Raw genomic sequence first — 20,578 nt, forward strand, 5'->3', positions numbered from 1 at the left:
CTCACGCCGGCCGGCGCCGCGGAGCGCGGCGGCGTCGGTGGCGCTGAGCACGGCCGCTGGCGCGGCCGGGGCGCCGGCCGGCAAGGGCCCGCTCGCGGAACGGCTCGGCAAAGCCCGCGGGTGGGGTACCGAGTTCGCCCGCCAGGTAACCCAGGACGCTCGCGGGCAGGTCGTAGCGTTGTGGATGCTCCCGCAGGACAGCGACGTCGATGTCGCCGCTCGCGATGAACAGCGCCAGGTCGCCGACGACCTTGCTGGTCGGAGTGACTTTGATGGGTTTACCGAGCAGGTCGTTGGCCAGGGCGTAGCACTCCTGCACCTGTGACCATTTCGCGCCCAGCCCGAGCGCGATCGCCTGCTGCCGCAGGTTCGTCAGTTGCCCGCCGGGGATCTCATGGCGGTACACGGCACCGGTCGGCGCCCGCAGACCAGCCTCGAAAGGCGCGTAGAGGTCACGCGCCGCCTCCCAGTACGGTTCCATGGCGGACAAGGCGGCAAGGTCGATCCCGGTCGCGCGTGGGGTGTGGTCGGTAGCGGCGACCAGCGCGGACATGTTCGGTTGGCTGGTCCCGCCGGACAGCGGCGCGGCCGCGGCGTCGACGGCGTCGGCACCGGCGTCGGCCGCCGCGAGCAGCGTGGCGAGCTGACCACCGGCGGTGTCGTGGGTGTGCACGTGAACGGGCAGGTCGAAGTTTGCCCGCAGCGCCGTCACCAGGATGCGCGCCGCGGCTGGGCGCAGCAGCCCGGCCATGTCCTTGACCGCCAGTACGTGCGCTCCCGCGGCGACGAGCTCGTCGGCCAGCCGGAGGTAGTAGTCAAGGGTGTAGATCGGTTCCGCCGGATCCGCGAGGTCACCGGTGTAACACAGCGTGCCCTCGGCGACCGCCCCGGCCTCGACGACCGCGTCGATCGCTGGCCGCATCTGTTCGATGTCGTTCAGCGCGTCGAACACACGGAAGATGTCGATACCAGTTGCGGCCGCCTCCGCGACGAACGCCCGGACCACATCGTCAGGGTAGGGGGTATAGCCGACCGCGTTGCGTCCGCGTAGCAGCATCTGCAGGCAGATGTTCGGCACGCGTTCGCGAATGGCGGCAAGCCGTTCCCACGGGTCCTCCGCCAGGAACCGCAGCGCGACATCGTAGGTTGCCCCGCCCCAGCACTCCAGGCTCAGCAGGCCAGGGGTGAGCCTGGAGTAGGCGGGCGCCGCCGCGAGAATCTCGGCGGTCCGCAGCCGGGTGGCGAGCAGCGACTGATGGGCGTCACGCAACGTCGTGTCGGTGACCGCGAGCCGCTCGGCTGCCCGCAGCCTCGCCGCCCACTCCCGCGGTCCGAGCTCGGTGAGCAACTGGCGGGATCCGGCCGGCGCCATGCCAGGAGGCAGAGAAGGCAGCAGGCTCGCCGGGTCGACCAGGGCGGTGGCCGGCCGCCGGTGCCCGTTGACGGTGCTGTGCGCGAGCCGGTCCAACAGCCGGCTGGTCCGGTCGGCGCCGCTGTCACCGACCGACAGGGCGGGCCGTTCGTCCAGGAAGGACGTGGTCACGTGTCCCGCCAGGAAGTCGGGCTCGGCCAACAGCCGGCGCAGGAACTTCAGGTTCGTGCGCACACCGCGCACCCGGAACTCAGCCAGCGCCCGGCGGGCGCGTTCGGTGGCCTGCTCGAAGGTGGTGCCCCGGGTCGTCACCTTCACCAGCAGGGAGTCGAAATACGGGGTGACCACCGCACCTTCGTAGGTCGCGCCGTCCAGCCGGACCCCCGGGCCGCCGGGGGACTGGTAGCGGGTGATCTTTCCGGTGTCCGGGCGGAAGCCGTCCGCCGGGTCCTCGGTGGTCACCCGGCACTGCACCGCGGCCCCGCGGATCGTGATGGACTCCTGGGTGAGGCCCAGGCCGGCCAGGCTCGCGCCAGCGGCGATGCGCAGCTGTGCCGCGACCAGATCGACGCCGGTGACCTCTTCGGTCACGGTGTGCTCCACCTGGATGCGCGGGTTCATCTCCATGAAGGTGTGCGCCCCGTCGGCCGCGACCAGGAACTCGACCGTGCCGGCGTTGACATAGCCGACATGCCGGGCGAACGCGAGCGCGTCCGCGCACAGCCGCTCGCGTACAGCCGGATCAAGCCGCGGTGCGGGTGCCACCTCGACGACCTTCTGATGGCGACGCTGGACTGAACAGTCCCGCTCGTAGAGATGGACGACGTTCCCGGTCGTGTCGCCCAGTACCTGTACCTCGACGTGCCGGGGCCGGTCCACCGCCTGCTCAAGGAAAATTGTCCCATCGCCGAAGGCCGCCGCGGCCTCCCGGATCGCGCTTGCCGCAGCCTCGGCGAGATCCTCGGATCGGTGCACCCGGCGCAGCCCCCGGCCGCCACCACCGGCCGAGGCCTTCACGAACAGGGGGAAGCCCACCGCCTCGGCGGCTTCGGCGGCGGCCGCCGCGTCCGTCAGCGGAGCTGAGGCCCGCAGCACCGGCAGGCCCGCGGCCACCGCCGCCTCGCGGGCGGCGACCTTGTCCCCGGTCAGGCGCAGCACCTCTGGCGGGGGACCGACAAAGGTGACGCCGGCCAGCACACACGCCTCGGCCAGCGCCTCGCTCTCCGAGAGGAAACCATAGCCCGGGTGCAACGCGTCCGCGCCCACCCGTTTCGCCACGGCCAGCAGAGCGTCCACGTCCAGGTATCCCCGAACGGGATGCCCCGGTTCGCCCAGTTCATAGGCTTCATCCGCTTTTATCCGGTGCAACGAGCCCACGTCTTCGGGCGTATAGACGGCGACGGTGCGTAGGCCCAGTTCGTTCGCGGCTCGGAAGACACGAACAGCAATCTCGCTGCGGTTCGCGACCAGGACCTTGGTGATCAAAGTGGCACCCCTCCACGACGCGGACTAGCGTCCCCTGGGGCCTGCAGGTATGCGAAGAGACGGGCCCAACAGATCGTTTCGCGATCCCGTAGCTGTTGGATCATTCTTCATCTCGTTCGTGACCAGGCCGTTCCTGGGAGGAGCCGCCTGACCGCATACCGTTTGGCCTACTGGATTTCCTCAGGGCCTCCGGTACGCGACAGGGGTCATGATCGCGCATCCGTCGGCGTATCAGGTCGACCCCGGACGGCCGTCAACCCCGACGAATTGTCGCAGTGTTTTCGGGCAGGTGCTGTTATTGTTCCAGCCGGGCAACGCCGTCGACAGACGGCGACCGCCCTAGTGGTCGCTGCCGAGCCTGGTGGCGAACACCGCGGCCTGGGTCCGGCTCTCCAGGCCGAGTTTGGACAGCAGGCTGGACACGTAGTTCTTCACCGTCTTCTCCGCCAGGAACATGCGGGTGGCGATCTGCCGGTTGGTGAGCCCCTCAGCGATGAGCACGAGAATGCGGCGCTCCTGGTCGGTCAGGCCGGCGAGTCGTCCGCCCTGGTCGGAGTCCTGCCGCAGGCGGCACAGTACACGCGGTGTGACCGTGGGGTCCAGCAGCGACTGACCGGCCGCGACCCGCCGCACGGCGTCCACGAGCGCGGTGCCACGGATCTGCTTGAGCACGTATCCAGCGGCTCCGGCCATGATCGCAGTGAACAGAGCGTCCTCGTCGTCGAACGAGGTGAGGATCAGACAGGCGATTGCGGGGTCCTGTGAGCGGACCTGTCGGCACACCTCGATGCCGCTGCCGTCCGGCAGGCGCGCGTCGAGGACAGCGACGTTGGGCCGCATGGCGAGGATCGCCTGATCCGCGCCGTCAGCTCGATCGGCTTCGCCGATGACGGCGATCCCGCGTTCCCCGGCAAGAAGATCGCGTAGTCCGCGACGGACCAACTCATGGTCATCCAACAGGAACACCCGGATCGGCATCGCGTCCGGTGTGATCCCAGTAGGCCCGGCCACGTTCGCAGATTTCTCCGACACCGTATTCTCCGCCTGACCCCGGGTTGTCTGTCGCTAAAAGTAACATTACACAGCAAGATTCTAATCGAGTTGGTATCGCCCGGCCCCCGCTCCCGGGTAATCGGCAGCTGCCCGCTCCCATCGGCGCGCACCGCGTGCCGCGGCTCTCACCCCGGTCGCCTCGCCGTCGATCCCATCCGCTGCGCTCCCCACCGGGTGACTAGGGCGACCTGGTCACCTGACAGTCCGTTGCCGTTGGCAAGCCTGGCATCTGGCGGGTCTCAGAACTGGACGGTCAGGGTCCCGCCGAGTACCGGAATCGGCCAGAGGGCCACTGTCAGGACAAAGGTGACCAGCTGAGAAGTGTTGTGAACCTCGTAACTCTTGCTGAGCGCAACGATGATGCCTACAACGAACCAGAGCAGGGCGACGATGGGAACCTGTACGCGGGTACGCATGGTGGTCCTTTCTGGGCGGGTTTCGGTCCATAGCGAGGTTCCGTGGGCCTGCGAGGGCGTCAGCTCCGGCACTCCACGTCGGGTACCTCTCCGATCAGAACGGTTAACGGGTTTTTTACCCTCGTCTGAGCATTAAAACGCCTGATGAACCGATGTGTCGCCAATGTCTCGTGAACACCCCGGTGCGGGAAGCAACCAGGCCATCAGGGAAGATGCGCTACCGGATTCTCGCGAGTCACTCGCGGCAGCCACAGTCCAGAGATCGTTCATATGTGAGGGAGGACGTCGCCATGCGGATAGGTAGGGGCGGTGCGGATTCAGGTCCGGCACCCGTCGAGCGGGTTGTCAAGATCTTGGAAGAGTACGTCGGCGGTCTTCCGGCGGCCGGCCTGGACGAGCCGTTCACGTTCGTCCGGACCTGGACGCTCACGCGCACCGGTGTGGGCGCGCCGCTGTCACCGACAGCACCCGCGGATGGGTCGCTCCAGGTCGGCTGCACGGTGGTACGGCACTCCACCGCGGCCGGTGGCCCGGACGAAGTCGACGACCAGCGGACGTATGAACAACTCATCGGCGCGGCCAGCGCCTTGGCCGCACATGGTTTCGGGACCGCGGAGGTCTTCGAGGGCTGGCGGACGGTCGCCATCGAGGTTGCGCTGCCTTCGCCAACCCGGACCGCCGAGCCCACTGAGAAGGCCGAGAAGAAGCGGCGTCGTGGACCGCGCCGGCCGGAGCCCGTTTCTGTTGGGTAGCCGTTTGGTCGACGGTCGGGCACGCACAACGCATGACCGCGCGGCCGTCGACCGTCGGGACCGCTGGGACCGCCGGCCTGCCGGGTGCTCTTGCGGCGTGTTCCGGAAGTCGTCGTTCGACCAGGAAGCCGCCTAGGACCAGGGAGTCTGGCGGACCCACCGGTGGTCGGGCGCGTGGCGGCGAGGGGGTCCCGCGGCTCGCAGCTCACGGACAAACGGGATGACCGCCAGCGCGCCGAACACGAACCCGACCACGTGCGCCCCGTAGGCCACGCTGCCGCCGTCGGCGACACCCATCCCGGTGAAGTACACGTACTGCAGCAGGAACCAGAAGCCCAGCACGATCCATGCCGGCAACCAGAACGGCAGGAAGAGCAGGAACGTGACAAGGCCGATGACCCGCGCCCGCGGGAAGACCACGAGGTAGGCGCCGAGAACGCCGGCGATCGCGCCGGAGGCGCCGATGAGTGTGGTGGTCGAGGCTGGTTCGAACAGCGCGAACCCGTACGCGGCCGTGTATCCGCACACCAGGTAGAAGATGAGATACAGGAACCGTCCCATGCGGTCCTCGATGTTGTTGCCGAAAACACCGAGGAACAACATGTTCCCAAGCAAGTGCAGCCAGCTTCCGTGCAGGAACATCGATGTCAGCACCGAGAGCACGGGCGACTTGACAAACGACGGCGGTGACTCCAGCTGGCACAGTACCTCACCGCGGGCGTTCAGACCTGGCGAACGGCCGCTCGGGACCTGGTCAAGTGGCCGGTTCGCCAGCATCTCCACGGGAATCGCGCCCCACTGGTCGAAGAAGCGCTGTTGTTCGCACACGTTCCGCGATACCGACGTGCTGACCCCGGCAACTGAGGTCACGACCGGTTCGAAGAGCACGAAGACGGCGACGTTCACCGCTATCAGCAGCCAGGTTATGACAGGCTTGCGGCGCAGTGGGTTGATGTCGTGAATTGGCAGGACCACACACACATCCTGCCCCCGGTTCCCAGCGGCCCCGCCACCGCATCCGGGCTGTGGGGTCCCCGGCCCGGTAGCCGCCGGAAATTTTATGATCGTATGGGCGGATGGCCGGCCCGCCACGACAACGCCGGCAGGCCCTGGATGAACGTCCAGCGCCGACCGCTAAGATCGTCGATTCATCCACACGGGCGTCACGAGGACGACGAGCCCGGCCGCGACACCGACCTGCAGGACATGCCGTATCCAGTCGACGCCACTGGTGTGGCCGACGCCGATGGCTCCCGCGACTATATTGCCAACCAGCGCACCGATAATGCCGATAACTACTGTCAGCCATAGGGGGATCTTCTGTGGCCCCCGGACGACGAGGCGGGCCAGCAGGCCGATGACGAGCCCGGCGATCAAGATCCAGATCAGTTGAAACACGACGACCTTCCCGATCGAGACCGATACCGCTGCCGTTGAAGGTCTTTCCGGATATTGACCTTTATAAACGCTACCGCTCCCAGCTGCGGGCACGCGGTGCTGTCAGGCGGAGCGGCCGGATGACGATCGGGTCGTTACGGTGACGCGGGGGAGCGGCAGCCGGAGCGAACAAGGCCGCCTGCCGTCGACGTGAGTATCGCGGTGACGTCACGACATCACGACATCACGACATCACGACATCGCTCTGGCGTGCTGGCCGGACGCGGCACGATGCCGCACCGCCTCCCGATGTGTCCTGCCGTGTCCGCGGCGACCACGGCGATGCTCAGGGCCGATCGCCCGCGCAACCGGTTGACCGGCTCGTCCATCCAGGGCGCTGACCTGCCCGGACAGCGCCCTGGCGGAGAGGGGCGCGGGGTGGATCGGTACGCGCCAGCACATCGCCCGAGGGCATCCATGTCGGGACATCACCAAAAGTGGTTGCGGTTGCCGGCCGATCCTTCGTACTCTTTGTTTCCAAGGGCGCACTGTCAGTAATAGGCCGGGACGGGTCGAACCGGGACGGAGCGATCGAGGAAGGTCAACCTCAAATGATGTTACGCATTGCGTCACCTCCGCAGGCGAAAATGGTGCATTGCGCTGGAACGGCGGACTCGTGCGGAGCAACTGTTCCGACCGGAACGGTTGCTCCAGTCGATCCAGCCGGAACGATCGGTTCCGCATCCGCATCCGCATCCGCATCCGTCGATCGGCGGGAATGCCGCTCGGCATCCCAGTCCGGCCGGCGCGGGGGCCGGGTGGTCCAGCGCGCCCGGGAATGGCTGGTCGGCCAGACGGCGGATTTCACGCTCTGGTCTCTTTCGCCTTGGCTGGTCCGTTATGTTCTCGGCGTCGACCTGCTGTACGTGGCGGTTGTGCTGGCCGGCCTTGCCGAAGTTTCCCCGCGATTCGCGGATCTACTCACGTTCGGCACTTTTGTCCTCCTGGGCCGGTTGGCCACCGAGACATCGCGATATCTCGGTGCGCCGGGCCATCGAAATGACGAGCCATACCGAGACCTGCTGTCGACCTGGACACTGCCGGTCGCGCTTCTCCTCCCACCGCTCTACGCGGCCGTGCTGCACCTGCCTCTCCACTGCCTGTTCCGAGCGGGGACCGATTCGCGGCCACGGTACAAACAGGTTTTCAACGCGGCGGCGCTCGGCGTGTCCGGATTCTGCGCATCCATCACGCACCTAGCACTTGCTCCAACGCAGGGAGCATACCGAATTGACACGCTGGTCGGCTCCGCCGGGCGCATCGGCGCGTTGTTTCTCGCCGTGCTCACCTATACGGTGCTCAATCGAATTCTTCGGCACGGTGTGCCGCTGCGCCTGCAGCCAGCCGCGGTGCGCCGTCCGTTCGGGGGCGGCGGCCACGAGATGCTCACCGTCGACGCCACGGCGATGTGTTCCGCGATCGTCATCGCGGTGCTGTGGACCGCGCATCCGCTGCTCATGCTGGTGGCAACCCCGCCGGCGCTGCTGCTCCAGCGTGGCCTGCTGCACGCGGAGCTACTGGCGGCCGCGCGCACCGACGCCAAGACCAGGCTCGCCAGCCCGGCCTACTGGCGTGAGGTGGCCGAACGCGAGGCTGTCCGCATCCGGCGCGCAGGTCGTCCGATGTCCGTACTCATCGTTGACATCGACCACTTCAAACGGGTCAACGACCAGTTCGGGCACTTGACCGGCGACGTCGTCCTCGCTTCGGTCGCCGATGCCCTGCGGGCGGCCACCCGGCCCCGTGACCTGGTCGGCCGGTTCGGCGGTGAGGAGTTCGTCGTCCTGCTCTGCGAGGTCGACCTGGACAACGCGGCCCATGCCGCGGAACGGATCCGACGGCAGGTGGCGGGGATGCGTTGCCGGGTGGATGCCAGGTCCGCGGGAGCGGTCATCGTGTCGGTGACCGTCTCGGTCGGTGTGGCCACCGCCAACGGCCCGAGTGTGGACCTGCCCGTCCTGCTGGAAACCGCCGACGCGGCACTTTACCGAGCCAAGGCCGACGGACGTAACCGTGTCCGTCTCGCGGCGCAGGTCCCGACCGTCCGTACCGCCTGACCACGGTACGGACGGTCGGGGCCCCGAGCCTGCGGCGCGTGTCACGCGGGCCGGGGCCATCGCCGGTCCCGCTACTGCCGTGCTACAGCGTGGCCGCGCTGGTGGTGTTCCGTAGCAGCAGCATCGTCGTCACTGGTCCCACACCACCGGGGACGGGGGTGAGAGCACCGGCCACCGATGCCACCGCATCGGCATCGACATCGCCGACCAGGCCCGATTCCGTGACGTTCGTGCCGACGTCGATCACCGTGGCGCCAGGCCGGATGAATCCCTTATTGATCATTTTGGGTCTGCCGACAGCGGCCACCACGACGTCAGCCTCATGCACGATCGAGATAAGATCGGTTGTCCGGGAATGGCATACCGTCACGGTTGCGTCCTCGGCCAACAGCAGGAGAGAAGCAGGCTTGCCGACCACCGGACTGCGCCCGATCACCGCCACCCGGGTGCCCGCCAGCTTGATGTCGCCGCGGTGCAGGATCTCCAGGACCGCGGCCGCGGTGGCCGGGGCGAAGCAGGGCAGGCCCAGGGCCAGCCGACCCAGGCTCAACGGGTTCATCCCGTCCACATCCTTGTGCGGCGGGATGCGGGTACCGATCTCGCTGGCGGACAGCCCGGACGGCAGGGGAGTCTGCACTATCAGGCCGTGCACCCCGTCGTCGGCGGCGAGCTGGTCGACCGTATCGAGGAGCTCAGCGGGATCGCCTGAGCGCTCATGGACCACACAGCGCACCCCCACCTTGGCCGCGCCGCGCTCGATGACCCCCACGTAGGACCGGGCCGCCGCGTCGGTCGTCGGCAGCACCACCGCCAGCGTCGGTACGATTCCGTTCTGGCGCAGCCGCTCGGTGCTCTCGACGACGCCCCGCCCGATCTCGGCGGCCATGGACCGTCCATCCAGCAGCTTCATGATCCGATCCGTTCTCCGACGGTACGTACGATTGCGTCGGCTTCAGCCACAGACGCCAGATGGCCGGTGAGGACAGCGGCGGCACGGTCGCGGTTGGCCGTGTCCGTCATGGCCGCGATGTTCACCCGTACATTGATCGCGGCGCTGTCGAGCGCGGCGCGCGCGCTCGCGGCCGCCACCCCCACGTCGCTGAGGACGTTGACGTTCGCGCCGTCGATGACTGCCGCGCACAGCCCCACCACACCCGCTGCCACCGCCGCCGTGCGCAGCGGTACTTCGGCGGCGCCGACCAGCGCGGCCTGAATCGCCCGGCTGCGTTCGGCGCGCTCGCCGTCGGTGTCTTTGGGCAACCTGTAAGCGTCGCTGACCGCGGCGAACGCCCGAGCGTCGGCGTCGGCGAGCAGCAGCGCCTCGGTCCGCGCTTTGTCGGCCTGGGCCCGGGCGGTAAGCATCGTCGCCTCGTGCGCGGCGTACCGGGGTTTTCCGATCGTGAGGTTGCAGACCATGCTCACCAGCGCCGCGCCCAGCGCGGCCTGGAGAGCAGCGGCAGCGCCGCCGCCGGGTGCCGGCGCGGGTGAAGCCAGCTCGGCGAGGAATCCCGCGAGTGTCTCGTCGTCCACAGCACCTTCTTTGCCTGTTGCCTGTCGGTGATACGGCTGGTCCATATGGCCAGCTGGACTGCACCGTAGCAAGTTGCCGGGAAGCCGATGACGCAACAGCGATGATCGGTATTTGGTGACGACGCGGTCTGGATCATCGTCCACATCGGCTACCGGCCATCGGGCATGCCCTACGCGGCCGCATGGGTATGCCCGATGGCCGGCTCGGCCGGGCGCTCCAGCCGGATCATGTCGGTCGGCCTGACCGGAAGGTCCGAGACGATCTCGATGCTGGTTGGCCGCTTGAATTTGGCAAGACCTGTCTCGCACCGTTCCGCCAGGTCGTAGCGCAGCATGGTATCCGGGACGTCCACGGGTACGACAAGTGCGACGGGCACCTCGCCGAGAACGGCGTCCGGGCGGCTCACGACCGCGGCATGGCGCACCCGTGGATCGGAGAGCAGCACCTCCTCGACCTCACGGGGGTACACTTTCTCGCCACCACGGTTGATCACGTCGTCGGTACGGCCGGACAGGAAGAGATAGCCGTCCGAGTCGAGGCAACCGATGTCACCGGTGTCAAGCCAGCCATCGTGAGTGAATCTGTCGTGGCCGGTGCTGTCGGTGTGGGCACGGATCACCCCGGGGCCGCGGACCTGTATGTTTCCGACTACACCGGGCGAGCACGGGGTACCGCTATGGTCGACGACGCGGACCTCGCTGCCGACCGGTACGCCCACCGATCCTGGTTTACGGGTTCCATGCGGCGGATTGGCCGTTATCAGACCTCCGGTCTCGATCGTGCCGTACGTTTCCAGCACAGGAATACCGGTTGCCGCTTCGAACGCCCGTAATACCTCGACAGGCAGGGGAGCCGCAGCGGACCGCACGAACCTGACGCGGCAGTCATGAGCCTGCGCGGTCTGAGGATCTCTTGCCAGCAGTGCCAACATCGCCGGCACGGCATTGATCCAGGTCATCCGGTGTCTGGCGATCATCGTCCAGAAGCCGCGACGGCGAAACCGCCGGTCAAGCACGAGGGTCGCACCGCCGCACAGGCTGGCGAGTAGTCCCACCACCTGTGTGTTGACATGCACCAGCGGCAACGGGCTGTAGCCGATGTCGGTGTGGCTGAACTGGTGATGGCGGCTGATGGTCGCGGCGACATGAGCGAGCTGGTCGATGGCGAGAAAGATCTCGGTGAACGGCCCGGCCGCTCCCGAACCCACCAGCAGGACACCGCCCCGCGGCTCATCAGCAGGATCAGCGGCAGTGGTTCGCCGATGGACATCGGCCGGTCCTTTGCCCGTCAGGCGTGGACTGATCTGGCGAATCCCGGCCGGCATCGGCAGCGGCCGGTCGGTCACCACCAGATCGGGCCGCACGTGCCGCAGCGCTCGCTCCAGTTCCGCGGGTGGCGAGTCCGGATCAAGCGGTACAGCCTGCCGGCCGCCGGTGACTGCCGCCAGGAAGACGACCGCGAAGTCGAGCGGGTCGGAGACACCGATAGCGATCCGCCGCCCGGCCTGTGGGCCGCGTTCGTCCAGATCAGCCTGCCAACAGCGGACAAGGGACAGCATCTCGCCGTATGTGATAGAGCGGTTGCCGTGAGCCTCCCTGAGGTACACCTGGTCCGGTTGTTCGCGAGCGTGTACGCACAACCACTCGGTCACCGATGTCACGTTCACCACCGTTGTCAACGTTCAGCAAATGAGTTCTCCGGTATCGGGGATTCCTCCGCCCCGCGGTCTGAGGATTATTGTGCCGTTCGGGGGAGCTGTCCTGGCCAGGCGTTCCGTAGGCATGAGCCGCCAGTCACACGAAAAGAGCCATGGTCGCATGGCCGGCAGCCTGCTGGATCGCTATATCAGTTCTAGATTCCTGTAATCAATTGCTATATCAGTTGTGGTGCGTACGATGAACCAGTACGTTGGGTGTCACGGGTCACACAGGTGCGCTTTCACCCGCGGGGAGCGATTTTTCTCACATCCTTTTTCGCGCCCGGTCGGCATTGGAGCGTGAACGGAAGCTTAGTGGCCGGCGCTGGAAGTCCTTCGGGGGTTGTCGGATGCCAGGCTGATGCGTCGCGAGACGCCGCCTGGCACCGGCAGGCCCTGGGCGAATTTCCGGCGGCGACTACTTAGAGCGACCGGCAATAGGGGAGCGGTGTCACGAGGCTGGGCCACGTAGCTCGCGGCGTTGTCGTCGGTCGACGCCCACAACCAGGGCGTCTTCCTCCTCCGTCTGGCGATCTACGTACCCCACCCACGTTCCTTGATCCACACCCCTATTGCCGGGCGCTCTTAGGGTTGTTTCTCCGCGTTTAGACGGTTTCTGCCGGACACGGGACGATCGGCCCAGCGCGGCGCCGCGCGATGCGCGGGTGCCCCGGTGCGTCGGTCGACCCGACCGTCGGTCGACCGACGCACGGAAACAGAAAGAGCCCGCCGGCCGGAGCGCCATGGGCGGTGCCGTAGATGGCGGGGGAGACGCTGGGGGAGGGAGAGGCGGACGGCACATGAGCGGAACCCAGCGCCGGACACGTTGACAAGCCCAAGATGATCATTTGATGGCTGCGTCAGTCTGGCCATCCACGCCGAGCCCCCATATTGCGGAGTCGGCCAAACCGATACAGCTCATCTAGGTCGGGCTCCCAACAGCCGGGTGGCCGCCAGGCCGGCGGGCGGGTGCCGGTGTGCCCTCCCGAGTTCTACTTGACATAATGTGAATTATCGGCGCTTGAGATACCCGCCGGGGGAGGGCTCGGCCCGCGTCCGGCTCACGCGGATCCGCTGGCCGTTGGGCTACCGGGCCGATGGGTCAAGATCAAGTGCGAGTGAGTTCATGCAGTACCGTTGGCCGGTCGGTTCCGGACCGTCGTCGAACACATGCCCGAGATGTGACCCACAGCGCCGGCATCGGACTTCTGTCCGGATCATGCCATGTGACGTGTCCTCCACCAGCTCTACCGCCTCGGCCACGGCGGGCTGGAAGAAACTCGGCCACCCCGAGCCGGAGTCGTACTTCGTGGCTGAGTCGAACAGCGCGTTGCCACAGGCGCCGCACCGGTAGATTCCCGTTTCCTTGCTGTAGGTGTATGCACCGGTGAAGGGCGGTTCGGTCGCTGCGTCACGCAGTACCGCGTACCGCTCCGGCGCAAGCTCCCTGCGCCACTCCTCGTCACTCTTCACGACCTGCTCCGCTGTCACGATGCTCTCCCTGCTATTAGTCGGACCTCGCCGGCCGGCGCGTCGGGGTCTTCGCGCACGCTGTTCTCCGCTATGTGACGTCTGATGTTTCGGCTTTGTTCCAGCGCACCGGCACGGCAACCGGGGCTGCGCCGGCAAGGCCACACACCGCTGTCGCCACCGCCACCGCCGCTGGCAGCGGAGCGATCTCGCGGCGAGCCCCGGAAGTGATCAATATCGCCGCGTCGGCCGCGTCGACGAGCATTCCCACCCATAGCCAGCCCCGAACCTGGTTGGCTTCCCGCCGGGTGAACGCGGTCAGCAGCCCGGCGCTGAGAGCCAGTTCACGGACAGCCGCCACGCGGGTTATCCACGCAGTCCGTCCGGCGGTTACCCGGTCTATCCCGGTGATCCGGGCGAATCCGGCTGGATGTGTCAGCAAACCGACACCGATTGCGCATCTGGTGACACCGATCAGACCGACGCGCAGACTGTGCGTGGCGGAAATGGGTGTTATGGCGATCGTTCTTCTACATAGTGTGAGCACGATCTCGTTACCAGCCTTGTCCTCATGGGAACGTCCAACAGAGCCTGTGCGTTGGTGATTCTGAGTTCCTCACTGGTACCGACGCTCGGGAGGGTTTTTTATGGGCGAGCGCATCCTGCGAGGCAGCCGGCTAGGTGCAGTGTCCTACGAGACGGATCGCAGCACCGAACTCGCGCCACGCCAGACCGCGTCCTACGACTGCCCGAACGGCCACCAGTTCACTATGCCCTTCGCTGCCGAGGCCGAGGTCCCGGCGGTCTGGGAGTGCCGTGTGTGTGGTGCCGGGTCGGTCATCGTCAACGGCGAGGTCCCGGAGCCGAAGAAGAGCAAGCCCCCACGTACCCATTGGGACATGCTCATGGAGCGGCGTACCACCGATGATCTCGAGGAGGTTCTGGCCGAGCGGCTTGCGGTTCTGCGGGGCACCGGTCAGGATCGCCGCTCCGCCTGACGCGAGTTTCGTCTTCGTGGCGGCGGCGGCCGGCAGCAGTGTGCGGACGATGTGGCCGACCGGGGTGGATCCGGTCGGCCACACGCATGTTCACCGGCTCACGAGAAATCGGCTCACGGGGACACGCCCGTCGCGGACCGGTCCGCGGCCTCTGCGCGGGCCAGGGGAACGTACCCGCCTTCCTTGCCGATGTGCCCCCCGGCGGCCAGGTGGCCGCCGCCGGGTGTGGCCTGCCGATCGTGACGGGTTGTCAGTGCCCACCAGGTGACCCGCCACAGGGCTTCCGCCACGATCGCGCGGCTCATCTTCGATCGTCCGTGTTCGCGTTCGACAAAAGTGATCGGGATCTCCAGGACCCGGAAGCCTGACCGCCACGCCTGCCAGGTGAGATCTACCTGGAAGCAGTATCCCTGTGACGCCACCTGCTGCAGGTCACGGCTTTTCAGGACACGCGCCCGGTAGGCCCGGAAACCAGCGGTGGCGTCCGCAAGCGGCATGCCGAGGGCGGCCCGCACGTACGCGTTCGCCCCGCGTGAGAGCAGCAGGCGTGACCGTGGCCAGTTGCGTACCTCTCCCCCGGTCACCCAGCGGGAGCCGATCACCAGATCGGCGTCACGCAGGGCCGCGAGCAGGCGTGGGAGTTCCTCGGGCTGATGGGAGCCGTCGGCGTCCATCTCGACCAGAATGTCGTAGCCCTGTCGAAGACCCCAGTCGAAACCGGCCACGTAGGCGGTGCCGAGGCCGTTTTTGGCGGCCCGGTGCAGAACGTGGACGCGCGGATCGCTCGCCGCGATCCCATCGGCGATCTCCCCGGTGCCGTCCGGGCTCGCGTCGTCGATGACCAGCAGGTCCACGTCCGGGTTGGCCGCGCGCAGCCGGATGACCGTGTTGTGAAGGTTCTCGCGCTCGTTGTAGGTCGGAACACACACGAGAACGCGCTCGTCGTCCACGCGTCTCCTTTCAGTGTCGCCGGCGGTCTCGCCGGCGGTCTCGCGGCCTGCCCCGCCCCGCTCGCGGGAGGACTTCCCTGCCCGCAGGCCGAACGTTACAGCGAGTAGTCCAAGAATCACTAGTAGAATCTCCGGGGCCGCGCCGACGCGGTCCGCGAGCGTTCGGCTGGTGCGTAGCGGGAGCGATGCGGTCAGGACGGCGGTCTCGTACAGGCCGGACTGTGCGATGACCCGGCCGTCGGGCTCGATGAGCGCGCTCTGGCCGCTGGTGGATACCTGGACCGCCGCTCGTCCATGCTCTACCGCTCGCATCCGGGTCATTGCCAGTTGTTGCTCGCTTTCGCCTTTGCGCCCGAATGAGGCGTTGTTGGTCTGTACCACCAACAGCTGCGCGCCCGCGTTGACGGTATCGCGGACAAGACCGTCATATGCTACTTCGAAGCAGATGACGTCACCGATCGTGACTGTGCCGATGTGGAGACTCCCGACGTTGCTGCCGTGCACAAAGTCATCCGGCAGTTCGGTGGCGAACCGCTTGACGAGCTTCTCCAGGACGGCCCGGCCCGGCAGGTACTCCGCGAACGGCACCGGATGCTGCTTGACGTAGATCTGGCCGGTCCAGCCATCGCCGCTCCAGCCCAGACCCGCGTTGCGCACCTTCCCCGTGCCCGGCCCGTCAAGTACCGCGCCGACGAGGAGGGGGGCGCCCACTGCCCGCGCCGCGCGGTCGAGCATGGCGGCGGCGCGGGGATCCACGAACGGGTCGACGTCCGAGGAGTTCTCCGGCCACAGAACGAGATCCGGATGCGGAACGCGTCCCGCGGTAACGTCCGTGCCGAGGCGTTCGGTCGCCGTCATGTGGTTGGCGGTCACCTGGAACATGCGCCCGAGCGCCTCCAGGCCACCGGCCCGTGGCACGTTGCCCTGGATCGCCGCCACCTGTGCGCTGCCGGCCTGCGCGGAGGTCGGCAGCGGCACGGCGAGACCGGCCGCCGTCATGGCCACGGCGGCACCCAGCGGCCAGGCCAGGGCCGCGGCCCGACGGGTACGCCCGCGGCCGGCGGCGGGCGTACCCGTGCCCGGTGAGCCCAGCGCGCCCACCGGGCTCAGTGCGAGGACCGCGGCGGCGAGCAGCGCGCCGGAGCCCGCGACAGCGGCGGTCACCAGCGGGGAGCCCCCCAGTGCCGCCAGCGGTGTCAGTGGTGTGTCCGCCTGAGTGAAGGCCAGCTTCCCCCACGGGAAGCCGCCGAACGGCACGCGTCCGCGTAGTGCCTCCTGGCCGACCCACACCGCGGCGACCCACAACGGCCAGCCACGCACCCGCATGACCAGCGTGGTCGCGGGCGCTATCAGGGCGAGCAGGGCGGCTTCCCCGATCGAGAGGACTATCCAGCCGTCCAGGCCGACGAACATGACAAAGCGCAGCATGGACAGCATGAAGGCGAGGCTGAACAGCATGCCCAGACCGGCCGAGCGCCGCAGTGGCACGCCGCGCGCCAGCAGGGTGATGACGGCTACCGAAACCGGGGCCAACGGCCAGATCCCCACCGGAGGGAATGCCAGGTACAACGCGATTCCGGCTGTGACGGCGAGCAACGGCCGAGTCAGTCGACGGGCCCGGGCGCCGGCCTGGCGGGCCGCCCGGGAATCCCCGCCAGGGCGGACCGCATCGGCTGGATCGCCTGGTTGCGATGCGCCGGCACTGCGACCCACGGTCAGCGTGTCCTGGGTTGTCACAGTCCCAGTGTCGGCCACCGCCGCGCGGGGAATCGACGGGGTCGGCGGATTGCCCATCCACAGTCATGTCAGCTGGGCATGACTGTGGATGGGCGTTGCCTATGAGTGCGGGACCGGATCGCCCGCGGATCGCCCGAGGCCTGTCTCGCCGTGGCTGGCTTCCCGGTGGTCACCGTGCTGGCGGCCACCGTGCTGGCGGTCGGCAAGAGGCAGCATCACCACGCCGATGATAATCAAGGTGAGGGATCCGATTTTGATCCAGTTCGTGGTCTCCGCGCCGATGACGATGCCGATGACAGCGACCGCCGCGGTGCCGAGCGCGCCGAAAGCGGCATAGGAGATGCTCGGGCTCAGCCCGGTGAGGGCGACCGCGAAGAGGTAGGTGGCCAGGAGGAATCCGACCACGGCGAGCATCGTGGGCAGCGGGTTGCGAAATCCGTGGGAGGCCGCGAGGGCATACGTGGCGGCCACGTCGCAGGCTATCGCGGCCAACAGTGCCAGCCAGGTCATCAGTGTCCTTGGGGTGTGATCGCGTTTTTTCTCGGGGCGGGCGCCAGGGGCGATGTCGGTGATGGTCATGGCTGTTCCCAGGAGTCCTTACGTGAGGTGATCGAGGATTCGGGCTGGTGGAATCCGTCGATCCGCGGGAAAGCGTTGTCCCGCGGCTTGGGTCCGGCTGGGACAGTGACTGAACACTACTACGCGCTGCGCACGAATGAATGCTCTGCGTGTCTTCGTGTTTCATGCGCGGCGGCCGCGCCTGGGCGAGGGCGGGCGAGGGGGCGCTCTAAGGCGTCGCAATGGGGCGTCATGACGGAGTGCCGTGATGAAATATTGAGAATGATTGAGAATACTGAGCGACTGGCGGCGGGGAAATGTTTTTGTTGCGTCCAGTAGTTAATTGGTTGTGGATATGTTCATCCGCTGATGCGCGGGTCGTGCATCCAGGTCACGGCAGGTCCGGCCGCTCCATGGGATCGGTGCGCCGCTGGTTCGCGGCGACGGTGTCCTTGATCCGGGAAACAGGAAATAGACGCAGCTGGAACGCCCTGTTGACACAAGCGGAGCCAGGGCCGGTACGGTCCATGTCGTCCACTCGTGAGGCGGCTGCGTCAGCGCCTTCCCCGTCGGCAGACCGGCCGGTGGCCGTGGGGCGCTCGCGCATCCGCGGCTACCCGAGGCCAGGCCCGGTCGGCGCTGGGGCCGGACAGGAGGTTCGTCACCGCCGACGGAGAGGGAGCCGCACGAAGGCAGTCCGAAGGGTTCCGGTCGTCCCCTAGACAACGATCCCCTGCCCGCATCCGGCAGGCCGGGGATCGGTTCGAAGGACGGTCCGGGGCCCTTGGACGTCCTCGCTACTGCTCGGGGGTCCCCCGTTGCGGGGTCATTGCGGCTGGGCCATCAGATCGTGGATGACTGTGCCGCGGATGACCGTGCGGACGCATGCCGGGTCGGGGCCGTCGAGGTCGGGGAGCCCGGCTATGCCCGCTCGTGGGTCGGTGGACCATGCCGCGACCCGGGCGTCGGGCACTTGGACGACCAGCTCCCCCGGTACCCGCCAGACGGCGAACGTCGCTGGCGCGCCGGGTACGAGGACCCCGCTGCCGTCATCGTCCGCGCGGGCTGCCCGCCAGCCGCCTCTCGTCGCGGCCGAGAACGCCGCCCGGGCGGTGAGCGCCGACGCCCGCGTGTGGTGCGTGACCGCGGCACGCACACCGCCCCATGGGTCCATCGGGGTCACCGGCGCATCCGAGGACAGCGCGAGGACGACACCGGCGGCGGCCATGGCCGCCAACGGGTTCATCGCCTGCGCGCGGCCGCTTCCCAGCCGGCGGGCGTACATCCCCTCCGGGCCTCCCCAACGGGCGTCGAACGCTGGCTGCACGCAGGCCAGCAGGCCGAGGCGGGCCATCCGGGCGATCTGGGCGGTATCGGCCAGTTCGCAGTGTTCGACGCGGTGGCGCGCGGCCAGCATCCTGGGCAGGCCGATCTTTGCGGCTGCCCGCTCGCAGCCGTCCAGGACGATGTCGAGGGCCGCGTCGCCGATAGCGTGGAAGCCTGCCTGCAGGCTCGCCTCGCCAGCCTGGACGATCAGCTCGCACACCGCGTCCGCGTCCAGCCGCGCGATTCCATGATTATCGGGTGCGTCCGCGTACGGCACCCGCAACGCCGCGGTGCGCGATCCCAGTGAGCCGTCGACGAACAGGTCGCCGCCGAGCCCGGCGCCCAGTGCCAGCGCGGTCTCGACGTCCCCGGCCCAGTAGCCGTGGACGTCGGGGCCTGCCTCAGCGGCGGCGAGGGCGAGCAGATCGCTGAGGTCGTCGGCGCTGGAAACCGCGGGCCCCGCCATCTCGTGCAGCGCCGCGATACCCAGGGCGGCGGCATGGGAGCGGACGCGCCGCTGGGCGGCCCGCCGCTGATGAGCGGAAACACTGCCGTACGCGGCCGCGCGGGCGATGTGGTGGGCGTCGCCCTGGCAACGGCCGTCGCCCAGCCAGCCCGCCGCGCCGCGGGCGCCGCTGCGGTCCGCGAGCGCTGAGGACACGACGGCGCAGTGACCGTCGACACGGGCGAGGTAGACCGGTGCTCCCCCGGCTGCCCGGTCGAGTTCGGCGATGCTGGGCGGCCGGTCTTCCGGCCAGGCCGTGTCGTCCCAGCCGGTACCGAGCACCGTGGTCGCGGGGTGGCGCCTGGCATGGTCGGCGAGCTGGTCCAGCGCGGCCAGCAGGGAGCGTGCCGGCGCCAGGTCGAGACCACCGAGCGCGAGCCCGGTCGCGGTCACATGCACGTGGGCGTCCACGAAGGCGGGGGTGACCAGGGCGTCGTCGAGGTCCACGATCTCGTCGGCACTCATCGCGTCGCTGGCCGCGGCCGAGCCGACCCAGGCGACCGTGTCGTGGTCGATCAGCATCGCGGTCGCGAACGGCGAGGCCGGGCTGTGCACACGGCCGCCGCGGTAGAGGACGCGAGCGCCCCGGGCTCCCGGGCTGGCTCCCGGGCCCGGCGGTATGTCCGTCACAGCTGCCAGTCTGCCTGCCGCGGCCGCGGTGCGGCGCTTGGCGGCGTGTGGCGCTGCCGTCGGTCGCTGTCGTGCCGCCGGCTGGTTGCCGCTGGTTGGCATCGGTTGGCGGCCGCCCGCGCGGTTACGGCTACAGCGCGGGCGGCCGGGCCTCGTACGGAGTGGAGAGGACGACCATGGTGCGGGTGGAGACGTTCGCCGCGGCGCGGATCTCCTGGAGCAGGCTTTCCAGGTTGCTCGGACCCGCGACCCGGACCTTGAGCAGGTAGCTCTCCTCGCCGGCGACGCTGTGGCAGGCCTCGATCGCGTCGAGGCCGCGCAGGCGGTCCGGCGCGTCGTCGGGCTGGCTCGGGTCGATCGGTTTGATGGACACGAAGGCGGTGAGCGGGAGCCCGACCTGGGCGACGTCGATCACAGCCGCGTAGGAGGTGATCACGCCTCGCTGTTCAAGGCGCCGGACCCGCTGGTGAACCGCGGATACGGACAGGCCGGTGGCTCGGCCGAGATCGGTGTAGCTCATCCTGCCGTCCCGGCACAGCAGGCGGACGATCTCGCGGTCAAGGTCTTCCAGCACGATCAGAAGCGTACGCAGATCACCGGTGATC

16 protein-coding genes and 1 pseudogene are annotated in these 20,578 nt (G+C 68.2%); 3 read left to right on the forward strand and 14 right to left on the reverse strand.

Translation table 11 applies throughout. From position 1 onward, the window contains the following. The 3 genes and pseudogenes from MJ785_RS03145 to MJ785_RS03155 form a co-directional block, all read right to left on the reverse strand. Window positions 1-2,854 (reverse strand): annotated as a pseudogene (locus MJ785_RS03145) (pyruvate carboxylase); the annotation flags it as partial. A 342-nt stretch (window positions 2,855-3,196) separates the two neighbouring features. Then, window positions 3,197-3,835, reverse strand: a complete 639-nt coding sequence (locus tag MJ785_RS03150) for a response regulator transcription factor (RefSeq protein WP_239310536.1) — start codon at window positions 3,833-3,835, stop codon at window positions 3,197-3,199. A gap of 314 nt (window positions 3,836-4,149) precedes the next feature. Continuing rightward, window positions 4,150-4,326 carry a hypothetical protein gene (locus tag MJ785_RS03155; RefSeq protein WP_239310532.1) on the reverse strand — a complete coding sequence of 59 codons (177 nt, stop codon included), beginning with the start codon at window positions 4,324-4,326 and terminating at the stop codon, window positions 4,150-4,152. A gap of 290 nt (window positions 4,327-4,616) precedes the next feature. On the opposite strand from MJ785_RS03155, the gene MJ785_RS03160 reads away from it, so the two are divergent. Then, window positions 4,617-5,078 carry a hypothetical protein gene (locus tag MJ785_RS03160; RefSeq protein ID WP_239346680.1) on the forward strand — a complete coding sequence of 154 codons (462 nt, stop codon included), beginning with the start codon at window positions 4,617-4,619 and terminating at the stop codon, window positions 5,076-5,078. Between the two features lie 132 nt (window positions 5,079-5,210). Here MJ785_RS03160 and MJ785_RS03165 read toward each other — a convergent pair whose 3' ends face one another. Both MJ785_RS03165 and MJ785_RS03170 read right to left on the reverse strand, forming a co-directional pair. After that, window positions 5,211-6,053, reverse strand: coding sequence for a rhomboid family intramembrane serine protease (locus tag MJ785_RS03165; RefSeq protein ID WP_239310530.1), 843 nt, complete (start codon window positions 6,051-6,053; stop codon window positions 5,211-5,213). Between the two features lie 159 nt (window positions 6,054-6,212). After that, the gene (locus MJ785_RS03170; protein ID WP_239310529.1) at window positions 6,213-6,476 is read right to left on the reverse strand and encodes a GlsB/YeaQ/YmgE family stress response membrane protein; all 264 of its coding nucleotides are present in this window, start codon (window positions 6,474-6,476) and stop codon (window positions 6,213-6,215) included. A 797-nt stretch (window positions 6,477-7,273) separates the two neighbouring features. On the opposite strand from MJ785_RS03170, the gene MJ785_RS03175 reads away from it, so the two are divergent. Continuing rightward, complete coding sequence (locus tag MJ785_RS03175; RefSeq protein WP_239310528.1) at window positions 7,274-8,572, forward strand: diguanylate cyclase; 1,299 nt, start codon at window positions 7,274-7,276, stop codon at window positions 8,570-8,572. Between the two features lie 82 nt (window positions 8,573-8,654). Here the strand turns inward: MJ785_RS03175 and MJ785_RS03180 are convergent, their stop codons facing one another. The 5 genes from MJ785_RS03180 to MJ785_RS03200 form a co-directional block, all read right to left on the reverse strand. Next, window positions 8,655-9,482: a bifunctional 5,10-methylenetetrahydrofolate dehydrogenase/5,10-methenyltetrahydrofolate cyclohydrolase gene (locus tag MJ785_RS03180; RefSeq protein WP_239310527.1), complete on the reverse strand. Its 828-nt coding sequence runs from the start codon at window positions 9,480-9,482 to the stop codon at window positions 8,655-8,657. Further along, window positions 9,479-10,102: a cyclodeaminase/cyclohydrolase family protein gene (locus MJ785_RS03185; RefSeq protein ID WP_239310526.1), complete on the reverse strand. Its 624-nt coding sequence runs from the start codon at window positions 10,100-10,102 to the stop codon at window positions 9,479-9,481. Before MJ785_RS03185 ends, MJ785_RS03180 begins: the two co-directional genes overlap by 4 nt. 170 nt (window positions 10,103-10,272) lie before the next feature. Further along, a complete protein-coding gene (locus tag MJ785_RS03190; protein WP_239346679.1) occupies window positions 10,273-11,763 on the reverse strand; it encodes a class I adenylate-forming enzyme family protein in 1,491 nt (496 codons plus the stop codon). Window positions 11,764-12,885: 1,122 nt separating this feature from the next. After that, window positions 12,886-13,290, reverse strand: coding sequence for a peptide-methionine (R)-S-oxide reductase MsrB (msrB, locus tag MJ785_RS03195; RefSeq protein ID WP_239346678.1), 405 nt, complete (start codon window positions 13,288-13,290; stop codon window positions 12,886-12,888). 70 nt (window positions 13,291-13,360) lie between these two features. Continuing rightward, entirely contained in the window at window positions 13,361-13,816 is a 456-nt protein-coding gene (locus MJ785_RS03200; RefSeq protein WP_239310522.1) for a DUF4267 domain-containing protein, read from the reverse strand. Between the two features lie 100 nt (window positions 13,817-13,916). On the opposite strand from MJ785_RS03200, the gene MJ785_RS03205 reads away from it, so the two are divergent. Further along, window positions 13,917-14,267 carry an RNA polymerase-binding protein RbpA gene (locus MJ785_RS03205; RefSeq protein WP_239310521.1) on the forward strand — a complete coding sequence of 117 codons (351 nt, stop codon included), beginning with the start codon at window positions 13,917-13,919 and terminating at the stop codon, window positions 14,265-14,267. Between the two features lie 113 nt (window positions 14,268-14,380). On the opposite strand, the gene lnt is transcribed toward MJ785_RS03205, so the two are convergent. The 4 genes from lnt to MJ785_RS03225 all read right to left on the reverse strand — a co-directional run bounded on the left by lnt (window position 14,381) and on the right by MJ785_RS03225 (window position 20,544). Next, window positions 14,381-17,011 carry an apolipoprotein N-acyltransferase gene (lnt, locus tag MJ785_RS03210; protein ID WP_239310520.1) on the reverse strand — a complete coding sequence of 877 codons (2,631 nt, stop codon included), beginning with the start codon at window positions 17,009-17,011 and terminating at the stop codon, window positions 14,381-14,383. A gap of 42 nt (window positions 17,012-17,053) precedes the next feature. After that, complete coding sequence (locus MJ785_RS03215) at window positions 17,054-17,533, reverse strand: multidrug efflux SMR transporter (RefSeq protein WP_239310519.1); 480 nt, start codon at window positions 17,531-17,533, stop codon at window positions 17,054-17,056. Window positions 17,534-18,338: 805 nt separating this feature from the next. After that, the gene (locus MJ785_RS03220; RefSeq protein WP_239377476.1) at window positions 18,339-19,865 is read right to left on the reverse strand and encodes an amidohydrolase; all 1,527 of its coding nucleotides are present in this window, start codon (window positions 19,863-19,865) and stop codon (window positions 18,339-18,341) included. Window positions 19,866-20,103: 238 nt separating this feature from the next. Further along, on the reverse strand, window positions 20,104-20,544 hold the full coding sequence (locus MJ785_RS03225; RefSeq protein ID WP_239313004.1) for an Lrp/AsnC family transcriptional regulator: 441 nt from the start codon (window positions 20,542-20,544) through the stop codon (window positions 20,104-20,106). Between the last annotated feature and the right edge of the window lie 34 nt (window positions 20,545-20,578).

The sequence above is a fragment of the Protofrankia sp. CiT1 genome (assembly GCF_917627335.1).
Classification (GTDB): domain Bacteria; phylum Actinomycetota; class Actinomycetes; order Frankiales; family Frankiaceae; genus Protofrankia.

Excerpts from the sequence above, each read along its gene's own strand:
- MJ785_RS03180 (WP_239310527.1), bottom strand. The coding sequence starts at position 9,482 with ATGAAGCTGCTGGATGGACGGTCCATGGCCGCCGAGATCGGGCGGGGC.
- MJ785_RS03215 (WP_239310519.1), bottom strand. The coding sequence starts at position 17,533 with ATGACCATCACCGACATCGCCCCTGGCGCCCGCCCCGAGAAAAAACGC.
- MJ785_RS03150 (WP_239310536.1), bottom strand. The coding sequence starts at position 3,835 with ATGCCGATCCGGGTGTTCCTGTTGGATGACCATGAGTTGGTCCGTCGC.
- lnt (WP_239310520.1), bottom strand. The coding sequence starts at position 17,011 with ATGGGCAATCCGCCGACCCCGTCGATTCCCCGCGCGGCGGTGGCCGAC.
- MJ785_RS03205 (WP_239310521.1), top strand. The coding sequence starts at position 13,917 with ATGGGCGAGCGCATCCTGCGAGGCAGCCGGCTAGGTGCAGTGTCCTAC.
- MJ785_RS03155 (WP_239310532.1), bottom strand. The coding sequence starts at position 4,326 with ATGCGTACCCGCGTACAGGTTCCCATCGTCGCCCTGCTCTGGTTCGTT.
- MJ785_RS03220 (WP_239377476.1), bottom strand. The coding sequence starts at position 19,865 with ATGCTGATCGACCACGACACGGTCGCCTGGGTCGGCTCGGCCGCGGCC.
- MJ785_RS03160 (WP_239346680.1), top strand. The coding sequence starts at position 4,617 with ATGCGGATAGGTAGGGGCGGTGCGGATTCAGGTCCGGCACCCGTCGAG.